This window comes from Novosphingobium sp. HNCC26BN242 (genome assembly GCF_057180525.1).
In genome coordinates this window covers 352679-366229 of sequence record NZ_JBXUGM010000004.1, presented here as the reverse complement: position 1 = coordinate 366229, position 13551 = coordinate 352679, and the positions used below count along the sequence as shown (strand labels likewise).

16 protein-coding genes are annotated in these 13551 nt (G+C 62.8%); 9 read left to right on the top strand and 7 right to left on the bottom strand.

Translation table 11 applies throughout. The annotated features are described in order from the left end of the window. The first annotated feature begins 33 nt into the window (after positions 1-33). The 3 genes from AC2A1F_RS17050 (at position 34) to AC2A1F_RS17040 (ending at position 2957) form a co-directional block, all read left to right on the top strand. Positions 34-612 (top strand): GbsR/MarR family transcriptional regulator, encoded by a 579-nt coding sequence (locus AC2A1F_RS17050; protein WP_484209970.1) that lies wholly within the window; start codon positions 34-36, stop codon positions 610-612. Positions 613-720: 108 nt separating this feature from the next. After that, complete coding sequence (locus AC2A1F_RS17045) at positions 721-1455, top strand: DUF4166 domain-containing protein (protein ID WP_484209969.1); 735 nt, start codon at positions 721-723, stop codon at positions 1453-1455. Continuing rightward, positions 1452-2957 carry a TIGR01777 family oxidoreductase gene (locus AC2A1F_RS17040; RefSeq protein ID WP_484209968.1) on the top strand — a complete coding sequence of 502 codons (1506 nt, stop codon included), beginning with the start codon at positions 1452-1454 and terminating at the stop codon, positions 2955-2957. The genes AC2A1F_RS17045 and AC2A1F_RS17040 overlap by 4 nt, the downstream gene beginning before the upstream one ends. Before the next feature lie 3 nt (positions 2958-2960). Here the strand turns inward: AC2A1F_RS17040 and AC2A1F_RS17035 are convergent, their stop codons facing one another. Further along, positions 2961-3692: an SDR family NAD(P)-dependent oxidoreductase gene (locus AC2A1F_RS17035; RefSeq protein ID WP_484209967.1), complete on the bottom strand. Its 732-nt coding sequence runs from the start codon at positions 3690-3692 to the stop codon at positions 2961-2963. A gap of 126 nt (positions 3693-3818) precedes the next feature. Between AC2A1F_RS17035 and AC2A1F_RS17030 the strand changes: the two genes are divergently transcribed. The 3 genes from AC2A1F_RS17030 to AC2A1F_RS17020 are packed head-to-tail and all read left to right on the top strand — an operon-like array spanning position 3819 to position 6087. Then, positions 3819-5030: a toxic anion resistance protein gene (locus tag AC2A1F_RS17030; protein ID WP_484209991.1), complete on the top strand. Its 1212-nt coding sequence runs from the start codon at positions 3819-3821 to the stop codon at positions 5028-5030. Between the two features lie 7 nt (positions 5031-5037). Next, positions 5038-5793: a hypothetical protein gene (locus tag AC2A1F_RS17025; RefSeq protein ID WP_484209966.1), complete on the top strand. Its 756-nt coding sequence runs from the start codon at positions 5038-5040 to the stop codon at positions 5791-5793. Beyond that, complete coding sequence (locus AC2A1F_RS17020; protein WP_484209965.1) at positions 5794-6087, top strand: polyhydroxyalkanoic acid system family protein; 294 nt, start codon at positions 5794-5796, stop codon at positions 6085-6087. Positions 6088-6184: 97 nt separating this feature from the next. On the opposite strand, the gene AC2A1F_RS17015 is transcribed toward AC2A1F_RS17020, so the two are convergent. Further along, positions 6185-6646 (bottom strand): DUF2721 domain-containing protein, encoded by a 462-nt coding sequence (locus AC2A1F_RS17015; protein WP_484209964.1) that lies wholly within the window; start codon positions 6644-6646, stop codon positions 6185-6187. A gap of 228 nt (positions 6647-6874) precedes the next feature. Between AC2A1F_RS17015 and AC2A1F_RS17010 the strand changes: the two genes are divergently transcribed. The 3 genes from AC2A1F_RS17010 to AC2A1F_RS17000 are packed head-to-tail and all read left to right on the top strand — an operon-like array spanning position 6875 to position 9269. Beyond that, positions 6875-7627 carry a DUF4198 domain-containing protein gene (locus tag AC2A1F_RS17010; RefSeq protein WP_484209963.1) on the top strand — a complete coding sequence of 251 codons (753 nt, stop codon included), beginning with the start codon at positions 6875-6877 and terminating at the stop codon, positions 7625-7627. Positions 7628-7644: 17 nt separating this feature from the next. Next, the gene (locus AC2A1F_RS17005; protein WP_484209962.1) at positions 7645-8019 is read left to right on the top strand and encodes a hypothetical protein; all 375 of its coding nucleotides are present in this window, start codon (positions 7645-7647) and stop codon (positions 8017-8019) included. Positions 8020-8063: 44 nt separating this feature from the next. Beyond that, complete coding sequence (locus AC2A1F_RS17000; protein WP_484209961.1) at positions 8064-9269, top strand: acetyltransferase domain-containing protein; 1206 nt, start codon at positions 8064-8066, stop codon at positions 9267-9269. Positions 9270-9396: 127 nt separating this feature from the next. Here the strand turns inward: AC2A1F_RS17000 and AC2A1F_RS16995 are convergent, their stop codons facing one another. From AC2A1F_RS16995 to AC2A1F_RS16975, 5 genes are read right to left on the bottom strand one after another with little or no spacing between them, the layout of a single operon-like run. Further along, positions 9397-10329 carry a copper resistance protein B gene (locus AC2A1F_RS16995; protein ID WP_484209960.1) on the bottom strand — a complete coding sequence of 311 codons (933 nt, stop codon included), beginning with the start codon at positions 10327-10329 and terminating at the stop codon, positions 9397-9399. Beyond that, complete coding sequence (locus tag AC2A1F_RS16990) at positions 10326-12095, bottom strand: copper resistance system multicopper oxidase (protein WP_484209959.1); 1770 nt, start codon at positions 12093-12095, stop codon at positions 10326-10328. The genes AC2A1F_RS16995 and AC2A1F_RS16990 overlap by 4 nt, the downstream gene beginning before the upstream one ends. Before the next feature lie 26 nt (positions 12096-12121). Continuing rightward, positions 12122-12697, bottom strand: a complete 576-nt coding sequence (locus AC2A1F_RS16985; protein ID WP_484209958.1) for an RNA polymerase sigma factor — start codon at positions 12695-12697, stop codon at positions 12122-12124. A 36-nt stretch (positions 12698-12733) separates the two neighbouring features. Continuing rightward, positions 12734-13171: a Spy/CpxP family protein refolding chaperone gene (locus AC2A1F_RS16980; protein ID WP_484209957.1), complete on the bottom strand. Its 438-nt coding sequence runs from the start codon at positions 13169-13171 to the stop codon at positions 12734-12736. Further along, a complete protein-coding gene (locus tag AC2A1F_RS16975) occupies positions 13171-13428 on the bottom strand; it encodes a hypothetical protein (protein WP_484209956.1) in 258 nt (85 codons plus the stop codon). The genes AC2A1F_RS16980 and AC2A1F_RS16975 overlap by 1 nt, the downstream gene beginning before the upstream one ends. Between the last annotated feature and the right edge of the window lie 123 nt (positions 13429-13551).

Below are 13551 nucleotides of genomic sequence, written 5' to 3'. Positions count from 1 at the left end.
GACCTTCGCTTCGTTCTGACAGATATTTCTGTCATGACAGAAACTACTAACGAGTCGGACGCTCTTCCTGCCGCTGTGGAGCAGTTCATCCTGCGCTGGGGCGACATGGGTGGACAGTGGGGGGTAAACCGCTCCGTCGCGCAGATTCAGGCGCTGTTGTTCCTGTCCGAACGGCCCCTGACGGCAGAAGACATTGCCGAGAAGCTGGGCATCGCGCGCTCCAACGTATCGAACAGCCTGCGCGAATTGCTGGCATGGAAACTGGCGCGGCGCGTGCCGGTGATGGGTGATCGGCGCGACCATTACGAGGCTGAGACTGACTTGTGGCAGATGGCCACCAAAGTGGCGCAAGGCCGCAAGGAGCGCGAGATCGACCCGATGGTTGCCGCGATCCGCGATGCCATGAAGCACGCCGACGATCCGCGCATCAGCCCGGCGGTGCGCGCGCGGTTGCAGACGATGCACGATTTCACCAACACGGTGGAGAGTTGGTATCAGCAGATGCTGAACGTGCCGCCCGCCCAGATCATGACGTTGATCCGCATGGGTTCGAAAGTGGTCAGCTTGCTGAAGTTCGTCACCCGCAGCGGAGGCAAGCGCGAGGGCGAATAGCACCTTTGCTCCCCTCCCGCAGGCGGGAGGGGGTGGGGGTGGGCACTCGCCTTTTTATTTGAACCTTTATTTCTCTCTTTACAGAAATAACAATCACAGGGGAAGAACATGGCACAGGTGGCGATCCAGCGTGAAGCCGAAGGCTTGGCAGCACACGGAACGGCAGAAGCAGCGCTGATCGACATGCGTTTTGCCGGACTCTTGGGCGCGACCGAATGGGCAGCACTGCCGCCTGCAGTGCGCGCACGTTTTGCCAAGCGGTTGGGGCCGGGCGCGTCGGTCAGCTATGCCGGGCAGATTCGGACCTGCACAATGCACCCCTTGGGCTGGATGCTGGCGCAGGCCTGTCGCCTGATCGGCGCGCCGCTGCCGCTGGGCCGCGATGCCGGAGTGGCTGCTGTCGTCACCGTAACCGAGGACGGGGCGAGCGGCGGGCAGATATGGACGCGGATGTACGCCCGCCCGCGCGGCTTTCCGCAAGTGATCCACAGCGCCAAACGCTTCGCCGGGCCGACCGGGCTGGAGGAATATCTGGGCGGTGGCTTCGGCATCGCGCTCACGGTTCAGGCGACCGCGCAGGGCATCCGCTTTGCCAGCGATCACTACTTCTTGTGCCTTGGGAGGTTGCGCCTGCGCTTGCCCCGCTGGTGCGCGCCGGGGCGGCTGACCATCGATCATGAAGATCTGGGCCAAGAGGATCTGGGTGCGGGGCGCTTTGCCTTCACCCTGTCGCTCCGCCACCGGCTGCTGGGCGAGATCGTGCGGCAGGTCGGCCATTTTCACGACCAGCCCAAGGAGCGCGCCACCATCAAGCACAACGTCATTCGGGAGCTGCTGCGATGACTACAATTCTCTGGACCCTGATCTTCGCGCAAATGTTCATGGGAGCGTTCGACACGATCTACCACCACGAAGGCACGCAGCGGCTGGCATGGCGGCCGGGGCAGGCGGTGGAACTGCGGCTGCACGGCGTGCGCAATCTGGCCTATGCGGTGATGTTCATGGCGCTGGGGTGGACGCAAGTTCAGGGCGTCTGGGCCGTGGCGCTGATCGCGCTGCTGGCAGGCGAGTTGTTCATCACGCTGTGGGATTTCGTGGAGGAAGACCGCAGCCGTCTGCTGCCCGCGACCGAGCGGGTGACGCATACGCTGCTGACGCTGAACTATGGCGCGATTCTGGCGTTCCTGCTGCCGGTGCTGGCGGGCTGGGCCGCATTGCCCGCTGCGATTGTGCGGGTGAATCATGGCCCGATGGGCTGGCTCTGCGCGATGGCTGCAATGGGCGTGATTGTTTCGGGCCTGCGCGATCTGGCCGCCGCCCGGCGCTGCCCGCGGTTGGTGCCGACGCCTGCGGCAAGCCTTGCCACGGCGCTGAACGGGCGCTGGCGTGTGCTGGTGACGGGTGGCACGGGCTTCATCGGTGCGCGGCTGGTCGAAGCGTTGGCAAGCGCGGGGCACGAGGTGACGGTGCTGACGCGCGACCGCGCCAAGGCAGCGGGGCTGGCGCTGACGGGCCGGGTGCGCGTGATCGCCGCGCTGGACGAGATTGCCGCCGATGAACGGATTGATGCGGTGGTTAACCTTGCGGGCGAGCCGATTTCGGACAGCCCGTGGACGCGGGCAAAGCGTATCCGCATTGTCCGTTCGCGGCTTGCCGTGACCTATGGCCTGATGCGCCTGATGCGGCGGCTTGAGCAACGGCCCGGTGTGCTGGTCAGCGGGTCTGCCATCGGCATCTATGGCTTGCGCGGGGATGAAATGCTGGTCGAAGGCGATGAGGGCACACCCTGCTTTTCGCAGCGCATCTGCGCCAGTTGGGAACGCGCGGCGCTACGGGCTGAGGCACTGGGCGTGCGCACGGTGCTGCTGCGCACTGGGCTCGTGCTGGATAGCAGCGGCGGAATGCTGGCGCGGATGCTGGCACCGTTCGAATTCGGCCTTGGCGGCCCGTTCGGCAACGGGCGGCACTGGATGAGCTGGATTCATCGCGATGATCTGGTGCGGATGATCGTCCACTGCCTTGCCACGCCCGCCATCCAAGGCCCGGTCAATGGCACTGCGCCGCAGCCGGTGATCAACCGCGTGTTCGCAGCGGCGTTGGGAAGAGCACTGCACCGTCCGGCACTGTTGCCCGTCCCGGCGTGGCCGCTGCGGTTGGCGCTGGGCGATTTCGCGCACGAACTGCTGCTGTCGGGCCAGCGGGTTCTGCCCAAGGCTGCGCTCGATAGCGGCTTTGCGTTCCGCTATCCGCAGATTGATGCAGCGCTGGTGGCGATCACTGGCGGGCAGAAGCAGCGCGGAAGGCAGGTGGAGGAAAGGGTAGCCTTCGTCCCGGCGCTGGCATGATGGTCAGAACGGCACTTCTGCACCATCCCATGCAAACAGCTTGCCGCTGTCTGCCGGGGCCAGTCCATCAATCACATCGAGCAGGTGCGCGGCGGAGCGCTCGGGCGGGAACAGCTTTTCAGCCGGCACGCCGCGCTGGAAGGGGGCGGAGAGAGGCGTATCGACCGTGCCGGGGTGGAGTGTTACCGCTACCGCCGCCGGGTTGGTGCGGCCCAGTTCGATGGCGAAATTGCGCACTAGCATATTCAGCGCGGCCTTCGATGCGCGGTAGCTGTGCCAGCCGCCCATGCGATTGTCGCTGATCGATCCGACGCGGGCAGAAAGCGCGGCGAAGACCGGGCGCCTCCCTTTTCGCAGCAGCGGCAGCGTATGTTTGGCGATCAGCGCGGGGCCGGTGGTGTTGATGGCAAGCATTTCGGCCATGCCGCCAGCGTCTATTGCGCGCCATGACTTTTCGGGGCCAGTGCCATCATCGCGGACGAGCCGTCCGGTGGCGACGAAGACCAGATCGAGCGGGCCAGCAATGGTGGCACAGGCTGCAGCGATTGAGGCCTCGTCGGTCAGATCGAAGCTGTGGGGTATGGTTTTTGGCGCAGAGGGCAGCATTTTTCGCGCCAGAACGTGGACTTCGGCCACGTCCTCCCGCGCAGCAAGCTGGCTGGCAATCGCAGCGCCAATGCCGCCGCTGGCACCGAATACGGCGCATCTCAATGAAGGTTCCATAGTGCTGTTCATGGAGCCTTGGGCACGGTCCGTCGATACGGCCCAAGGCGCGCCGCTGTATTGCAAGTATAAGGCAGCTTGCACGAGGGCGCGCGACATACCATGTTGGCCACTGCCCCAATCGAAAGCTGGACTGAAATGGCCTCTACGCAAACTGAAACCGCGACATTCAGCCCAATCACGCTGACTCCGCCCGATCCGGTGCCGGTGGTCGCGCCCGCTCAGGCGGCTGGATTGGTGCCCGTTTCGGAAGAAAACCGGAGCAAGCTGGAGGCCAAGGTCGATGCTTTCGTAGCCGATCTGATCGCGGTCGATGCGCAAAGCCCGGAATTCGGCAAGAAGGTCGATCAGCTGACCAACATGGGGCGCAAAGAGATTGCGCAGGCGGCCGGCATGGCCAACCGCTTTCTCGACCGGCCGATCCGCGCGATGGACAAAGACGGCGGCGTCGGCTCCGATCTGGCCGCGCTGCGCCGCACGGTGGAAGAACTTGATCCGGGCAAGCAGGGCAAGCTGTCCACCGGTCGCAAGATCCTGGGCATCATCCCCTTTGGCAACAGCATGAAGAAGTATTTCGACGGCTATGTCTCGGCACAGGGCCACATCAAGGCGATCCTTGAGCGGCTGGCATCGGGCAAGGACGAGCTGTTGATGGACAATGCCGCCATCGATGTGGAACGCGCCAAGCTGTGGGAAGCGATGGGCAATCTGGAACAGATGATCCACATCTCCAAAACGCTCGACGCCAAGCTGGAAGAAGCCGCCGCCGATCTTGACGCCACCGATCCGGCCAAGGCTAAGGCTGTTCGTGAATCTGCGCTGTTCTACACCCGCCAGCGCACGCAGGATTTGCTCACGCAGATGGCCGTCACGGTGCAGGGCTATCTCGCGCTCGATCTGGTGAAGAAGAACAACGTCGAACTGGTCAAGGGCGTGGACCGCGCCAGCACCACCACTGTGGCCGCACTGCGCACAGCCGTGACCGTGGCGCAGGCGATGACCAACCAGCGGCTGGTGCTGCAGCAGATCACCGCGCTCAACACCACCACCGCCAACATGATCGATTCCACCGGCAAACTGCTGCGCGAACAGACCGGCAAGATTCATGAGATGGCGGTTTCCAGCACGATCCCGCTCGAAACGCTGCAGCGCGCGTTCCAGAATATCTACGATACGATGGACACGATCGACACGTTCAAGCTGAAAGCGCTCGATTCGATGAAGCAGACGGTGACCACGCTGTCGGGCGAGGTCGAAAAGTCCAAAGGCTACATCGCGCGCGCGGAAGGCGCGGCGCAAGCAAAGCTGGCCGGGCCGGAAACCTCATCCTTGCTGACGCTGGAGGGCTGAGCCACAGATGGCCAATTCCCCGGCACACGAAAGCAATCGCATCCTTGCCGAAGCGCGCACGTCGCTGGTTCGCCAGCAGGCAGGCGGGCGGCGCAGCATTGGCCAGCGCTCGGCTGAACTGAAGCGCAAGCATATCGGCAAGAAAGCCGCGCGGATGGCGATGGCAGTGGGCGTGCTGCTGGTGGGAGCCATGACGGCAGGGCTGGTGCTTGATGGCATCGGCTTTACCGGCGTGATGGTGCTGGCGGCCTCGATCGTGGCCGCGCTGTGGTTCTTCGCCACATTTCCGAAGATGAAAGTGCCGACGCTTTCCGCGCTGAACACCGGCGATGTGCGCACGATGGTGGGCCGCACCGAACTGTGGCTTGAGGCGCAGCGGCCCGCGTTGCCTGCGCCTGCAGTGCAACTGGTCGATCAGATCGGCGTGCAACTCGATGGGCTGGGGCTTCAGCTTGAAGGCATCGACCCGTCCGAACCTGCCGTGGCCGAAGTGCGCAAGCTGGTGGGCGAACATCTGCCGGGCATGGTCGAAAGCTACCGCAAGATCCCGCAGCACTTGCGGCGTGAAGAGCGCGGCGGGCGCAATGCCGATCAGCAACTGGCCGATGGCCTTGGCAAGATCAGCGGTGAGATCGACACGATCACTCGCCAGCTGGCGTCGGGCGATCTGGATGCGCTGGCGGTGCGCGGACGTTTTCTGGACTATCGCTATGGGGAGGGTTTAGAGGCGGCTCCCCAGCTTGAGGCACCGAAGGTTTCGTAAATGCGCATCGCCATCCCCCATTCGCTTGACCGCGACGAAGCGCGCAAGCGCCTGCGTGAAAAAGCCGCGCAGGCCGCTGAAAAGGCCGATGGCATGGCCGAAGTCACCACGACCTTCAGCGACGATGACCACATGGTGATGACCGTTAGCGCGATGGGCTACACGCTCGATTGCGGGGTGGAGCTGGCTGAGAAGGAGCTGGTGGTCGAAGTCGACATTCCCGCCAGCCTCGGCTTTGCCAAACGCATGATCGAAGGCATGATCCGCGAAAAGAGCGGGAAGTTGCTGAACTAAAGCGTTTTAGCCCCGTTCGTGTCGAGCGAAGTCGAGACACGCAAGTGCGGGGTGTCTCGACTTCGCTCGACACGAACGGAACTCCGGTAAAATTCCCTCAAATCTTGCGCTCAAGCTCCAGCAGTTCCTGCGGCAAACGCAGCGAATTGGCCGCAATCCGGGTTTCCAGCAGCAAGTACACCAGCGCCGCCATCAGCATGGCAATGGCCAGCGAGAATGTCAGCCCTGTGAAGCTGCCCGTCTCCAGTTCGCTCAGTTCGCCAATAAACAGCGAGCCGACCGTCACGCCGATAGCCAGCCCCGAAATCACCAGCAGCAGCAGCGCCCGCCCGATCAGATGGATCCGCCGGTCGACATAGCGAAGCTCGATCACCACCACGTCATGATCCCGTCCAGTCGTCTCGCCATGCTGGCCTTGCAACGTGCGTGACCGGTCCACGATGCGGCCAAGGCGCGTGGTCAGGATGTTCATGATGTTGCCGATGGCCACCAGCACGAACACCGGGGCCAGCGCTAACTGGATCGTCTGGGCGATCACGCCGGTGTGGACGGGGATCATGCTGGTCCTTGCTGTAATTGTCTCAAAGCTTTGCCATCGCGTTCCATTGCCATGGCTTCTGCCTGCGCGGCAAGCGGGATACGTTTGCGGTGCGATTGTGCCAGCGCAACGGGCATTTGCGACAGAATAATGCCGGGCAGCAGCGTTATTCGATACGATACGCTGTCGTGCAGGCATAGTCTGATCAGGCGGGAAAGAACCCGGCGATCCTATCCGGAGTGCGGTGCAATGCGCAGAACGAAGCGTTTCCTCATAGCAGGTTTGGCAGTGGCCACTGTGGCAACCGCGCTTGCAGCTACCACCGCACAGGCCCACGCCATCTGGTTTGCGCAGCGCGCCAAGCAACTGGCGCTAGTCTATGGCGTGGGCGCCGATGATCTGGACGCAGTAAAGCGCATGCCGCTGGTCAATGCGGTGACAGGCCTTGATGGCGATGCGCAACCGGTGGCCGCAACACTGCGGGCCGCCGGTGCGATTCCCGTGGTGGACAGTGATGAACCGCTGGCCGTGGTGGCCGCCGTCATGGACTACGGCATCTGGTCGCGCGACAAGGCGGGCGAATGGCACAACAAGGGCCATGACGAAATCACGGACGCGACTGTCAGCGAACACAATTTCAAGTATGCCGTCCACATCGCCGAACTGCCGAAAAAGCCGATCCCGCTGATTGCCGGGCACAAGCTGCAGATTTTCCCCGCCGATGCCGCGATCCCACAGGTCATGGGCAAGCCGTTGAAGGTCCGCGCGTTCTGGGATGGGAAGCCGATGGCGGGCGTCGATATCCGCAACGATTACGTCAACGATCCCGATCAGGTGCCGGTGAAGACCGACGCGCAAGGCTATGCCACCGTGCCCGTCCGCAATCAGGGGCTGAACGTGCTGCTGGGCGTCTACATTTCGGCAACCGACAACCCGGCCAAGTATCGCCGCATGGAACACAGCGCGACGCTATCGTTCGTTCTGCCACATGAACCGGAATGACAATGAGGAGCCAGATCATGAAGGCAGGACGCATCGCACTGGCCACGGCCTTGGTGCTTGGCGCATCCGCAGCGTTGGCCCACGGGTCGGACAAGCCGCGCCACGGCGGAGTCACGCAGGTTTCGGGCGAAATGGTGATCGAACTGGTGCGCCGGGCCGATGGGGTGGATGTCTATGTGGTTGAGGAAGATCAGCCGGTTGCGGCAAGCGGCCTCGACGGTAAGATCACGGTGACTGCTGCAGGGGTAAAGCAGGCGGTCCCGCTTGCTCCGGGCCAAGGCAACCAGTTGAGTGCGATCGGCCTGACCCTGCCTACCGGCGCCAAGGTCGTCGTGGCTCTCACCGTGAAAGCGAGCGGAGCCAAGGCGTTCGGGACATTTGAGCTCAAGTAAGGCCAGATCACGCATTGCGCCCAGGTGCAGCAAGGGGACTTTCGATGGCAACTATGGCTGCACCGCTTGGCCAAACTGGGCACGCCGGTGCCGCAAACCCTGCCGTGGCACGCACGCGGCTGTTGGCAATTGATGCGCTGCGCGGGCTGGTCATGCTGTTCATGCTGGTCGATCATGTCCGCGAAACCTTCTTTCTGCATCTGCAGGTGTCCGATCCGGTTGATGCCAATACCACCGATCCCGGCTTGTTTTTCACGCGGCTGCTTTCCACCTTTTGCGCGCCCACGTTCGTGGCGCTCACCGGGCTTTCGGCGTGGCTCTATGGCCAATCCCGCACAAAGGCGCAGGTCAGCGAATTCCTGCTGAAGCGCGGGCTGTTCCTGATCTTTCTTGAACTCACCGTCATCTGCCTCGCCTGGCCAACGCAGACCTTCGAATTCCCGCCCGCGCGGTTTTGGTTGCAGGTGATCTGGGCCATCGGCATTTCGATGGTAGCACTCGCCGTGCTGATCCACTTGCCGCGCACGGCCCAGTTCGGGCTGGGCCTTGCCATCGTATGTTTGCACAACCTGCTCGATCCCATCGTGCTGACCGCGCAGGACAGTGGTTATGCCATCTGGGCCGTGCTGCATCAGCGCTCGGTCATCGACCTTGGCATGGGCCTTACCGCCAAGACGACCTATCCAATCCTGCCGTGGATCGGGGTGATCGTGCTTGGCTATGCCTGCGGGCCGTGGTTTGCCAAGGGCAGCGACCCGGCACTGCGGCTGAAGCGTCTGGTCCTGCTGGGCCTTGGCATGATCGCCGCTTTTGTGGTGATCCGTTATGCCAACGTCTATGGCGACAAGCCGTGGTTCACCGGCGAAACGCCCTTGCGCACGGTGATGAGCTTCCTTGCGCTTACCAAATATCCGCCATCGCTGCTGTTCTTGCTGCCCACGGTCGGCGCAGGCGTTCTGCTGCTGGCCCTGTTCGAGAAGTATCAGGACAGCGCCGCCCTGCCGCATCTGGCCTATCTAGGCGGAGCGCCGATGTTCTTCTACATCCTGCATCTCTATGTGCTGAAAGGCGTCTATCACGTTGCCCTGATGCTCTACGGACCGGCCAAGGGCACGGTGTTCGGCGTCGACAATCTGTCCACCGTGTGGATCTGGGTCTTCCTGTTGATCGTGCCGCTCTATCTGCCCACGCGATGGTTTGCCGGGTTCAAGCAGCGGCGCAAGGATATCTGGTGGCTCAAGTATTTGTGAACCGGGCTTGATTGCTTCGTCCAGAACAGACCACTGCATCAGCGCACTGCAGCGACCCACGCGGGCAAGTCTGAATTGAACCGATGCTGCAATTTGGCAGTTCAGCCGAAGAGCATTTTCTCCCGCTTTAAAACCACATCCGCAGCCCCACCACGGCGCTGACCTGCGATGGCGTTTCTCCATCTGCCCGCACCAGACGCGCCGTCTCGCCCAGCTTGCGTTCCCAATGCACGCCTACATAGGGCGCAAATTCGCGCGCGAATTCATAGCGCATTCGGGCGCCAAGCTCGATTTTCTCCAAGCCAGCACCAATACCCAGCTCAGGCACGTCCTGCGCCGCCGCATCGATTTCCACCGATGGCTGCAGGATCAGGCGCTGAGTTAAACGCATGTCGTGTTCGGCCTCAAGCCGGAAATGCACATCGCCCTTGTTCGAAACAAAGGCATGCGCGCCCACCTCGAACCAGTAGGGAGCCAGCCCTTCGAACCCGATCACGCCATAAGTGCGGTCCGGCCCTTCGCCAAAGTCCTGCCGCGCGCCCAGTTCAAAATTCCACCAAGGATCAATGGCATGTCGCCACGCCGCGCGCACTTCGCCGGTTTCCAATGGTTCGCCGAATGCGCCTTCGCCCTCGGTCTCGAACGACAGCCGGTCAATATCGCCGCCCACCCAGCCCATGACCTGCCAAGCATAGCCGTCCTTGTCGTTGCGAGGCCGATATTCCAGCCGGTCGGCGATCAGGGCATTACCATAGAACGCGCCTTCCTTGTCCAGCGCGGCGCGGGCGGCTGCCATGCGCTGCCGGTCCCAAAAGGCGTCGGCGGGATGGTCGGTCGGCACGGGCGGGGGCGGGGCATTGCCCACGTCGCTGTCGGGCACACTTGGTCCCATCGCGCTCATATCATGGCCAGCATGAGGATCTGCCTGTGCTGCGGGCTGCGGTATCTGGTGCGCCGAATGGTCCATCTGGCTCATGTCATGCCCCGCGTGGGGATCGACTTCCTGTGCCATGGCAGGCGCGGCAATCAGCAATGTCGCCGCGCCAAACAAAGCCTTCACGCTGCACCGCCTTCGGCGCGCACGGTCACCACGCGCATCATTCCAGCATGCATGTGCAGCAGCATGTGGCAGTGAAACGCCCAGTCTCCTTCGGCATCGGCGGTCAGGTCAAAGCTCGCCTTTCCGCCCGGCAGCACGTTCACGGTATGCTTGCGCGGACGGTTGCCCGGCTCGCCCGTCACCAGTTCAAAGAAGTGGCCGTGCAAATGAATGGGATGCGGCATCATCGTGTGGTTGATCAGGTTCACCCGCACCCGCTCACCCTTGCGGAACGGGATCGGATCGGCCCCGCCCGAAATGGTCTGCCCATCGATGGACCACATATAGCGCTCCATATTGGCTGTAAGGTTCACGTCCAACTGTCGCGTCGGCACGCGCGGATCGGGGTTGGGCGCGCGGGACCGCAGATCGGCATAAGTCAGCACGCGGTGGTCCACATCATCAAGGCCCGTCGGCTTGTCGGCCAGCCGATCAGCAGGCATCGGGGAAATGGTCGCCACGCCCGGTCCCGGCTTCACGCCGGGGGCCAGCGACAGATCGCGCATTTTCATGGAGTGGCCCTCCATGCTCTCGTTGGCGGGCTTGGACAGGTCAATCTCGCCCCCGCTCCCCATGTCCATCCCGCTCATATCCATGCCCATATCACGCATGTTCAGGATAGGGCGGGCGCGGCGGGGCGGGATGGCACCGGCCATGCCGATCTGTGGGGCAAGCGTTGCGCGCACCATGCCGGACCGGTCAATCGCCTCGGCAATGATCCCGAAGGCCGCGTTTTCAGATGGTTGCACGATCACGTCATACGTCTCGGCAATGCCGATCTGGAACTCGTCAGTTTCCACCGGCTGCACATCGCACCCATCGGCGGCCACCACCGTCATCGGCAGGCCGGGAATGCGGACATTGAAATTGGTCATCGACGAGGCATTGATGATCCGCAGCTTCACCCGCTCGCCGGGGCGGAACAGCGCGGCCCAGTTGGCCAAGCTGTCGTGCCCGTTGATGACATAGGAATAGGTCGCGCTGGTCACGTCCGAAATGTCGGTCGCATCCATGCGCATCTTGGCCCACTCCATGCGTTCCTTGAACGATTGGTCGCGGCCTTTTGAAAGCCCGCCCACAGTCTGGCGCTGCCAGTTGTAATAGCCGCCCATGGTCTTGAGCTTTTTCAGCTGCTTGTGCGGATCAGTCGGACTCCAATCCGACAGCACCAGCACATATTCGCGGTCAAACGGCACGGCGCTGTCAGGCTCGGCAGGGTCAATCACGATCGGGCCATAGAGGCCGACCGCCTCCTGCATCCCGGAATGCGAATGATACCAGAACGTGCCCGCATGCAGGATCGGGAATTCATAAGTAAACGTCTCGCCCGGATCGATGCCGGGGAAAGATACGCCTGGCACTCCATCCATCTGGAACGGCACCAGAAGTCCGTGCCAGTGAATGGAACTCTGTTCTTTCAACGTGTTGGTCACCGCAATCCGCACCCGCTGCCCTTCGCGCAGGCGGATCAGCGGGGCGGGGATAGAGCCGTTGACAGCGACGGCGGCGGCGGACCTGTCACCCACTGCGAACTTCGCCGCGCCAATGGTCAAAGCAATGTTTTCGCCCGATAAAGTTCCGCCCACATTGCGGCCTGCTAGCGGCCCTGCATGGGCGGAATGGCCGCCATGGCCCGATTGCGCCCAGGCAGGGAGCAACGGCGTTGCGGCAAGGGCACCTGCTCCGGTCAGCAGGCGGCGGCGATTGAGAAGAAGCGATTTTTCCATTGCTTGCTGATACGCAGAACGGAGCGCTATCCCTCAGGCTCTTTGGCAAGAATTGCGGACAATTTCTGCCGCGCGCGATAAATTCTTGTTTCCACGGCCTTTTCGCTCACGCCCAGCACTTGGCCCGCCTCGGCCATGCTCATCCCCTCCAGACGGCACAGGATCAGCGGGTCTTTCAGATTTGCCGGAAGCGCCGCAACGGCAGCAGAAATGCGGTTAAGCTCTCTGGCAGAAATAGCCGATGATTCAGGGTCTTGTCCTTGATCAGCCACATCAAAGGCATCGTCCAGCGGCTTGGCCATGCGCAGCAAGCGCCGCACCGCCCGCCGCCGCGCCCAGTCGCGGCACTTGTTCAGCGCGATCCGCAGCAGCCACGCGCGGAAGGGACGGTCGGGATCGAACCTGTTCAGCGAAGCGAAGGCGGAGATGAACGCTTCTTGGCAAACGTCGAGCGCCTCGCTTTCCTCGCCCACATGATGGCGGGCGACGCGGTACACCGCCTCGCGGTGTCGTGCCATCAGTGCGCTGTAGGACTGCTGGTGCCCGCCAAGCGCGCACGCGACCAGTTCGCGGTCATCTGCGGGCGCATGAGGGGCGTTCATGTGCGTCTAGGTGCTGCTAGGTGCATCTAGGTGCATTTAGGTGTTGTTCGGAACTGTCAGCGCGCGCGCAATTTCCCGGTCAAAAATCGCTTTTTGCGAAGGGGTTAGCACCGCCCTCATGGCAAACACGTGGGCCAGAGTTGCCTTTTGCAATTCCCCCATCGCCATGTGCGATGCATCGACCGCAGCGCCCACTTTCGGGCCGATCTGTTGTTCGGCTTCAATCGCCTTGGCCAGCGCGATGTTGGATTTCCGCAGCTGTGCATCAAGCGCTTTGCGCCTGTTGGAAAAGTCCGCCTCCAGCTGGTCTATCTGCGCCTCTTGCTGCGCGGTCAGATCCAGCCGGTCGTGCATCAACTGGTGCAATTCGCTCCCGTGATGCGCGGGCATCACGGTGCGCGCAAAGTGGCTGGCGGCCAGCGCGACGGCGGCAGAGACCACTGCCACCAGAACATAGCGCAGCGCGGGAGCCATCAGTCGGCCAGCAGATGCGAGGGAGCCGATTGCGGCACGCCAAACAGCGGCTCTGCCTGCGCGGGGGCGGCAGGCGCTACCGATCCGGCTATGCCCACCACCGCCGCTGCGGCCACCGCCAGCACCATGCCGCGCCGCGCCGTGGCTTGCTCACGCCGCTGTGCAAGGCCCTGAAAAACATCGCTTTCCAGCGATGAGAGGGCCGGTGGCGGAGCTTTGGCGGCAAGCGCGCCAAGAAGATCGTCGATGTCTGCCATCGCGGGCGTGGTCCTTGATTGCTGGTCTTGTGCATTACGCACGGCACCGGCAAATCCCTCAAGACAAAATTTTGCTGACCTGTGAGGGATCGCGCGCCGGATTGCGTAAAACCGGCAAGATCA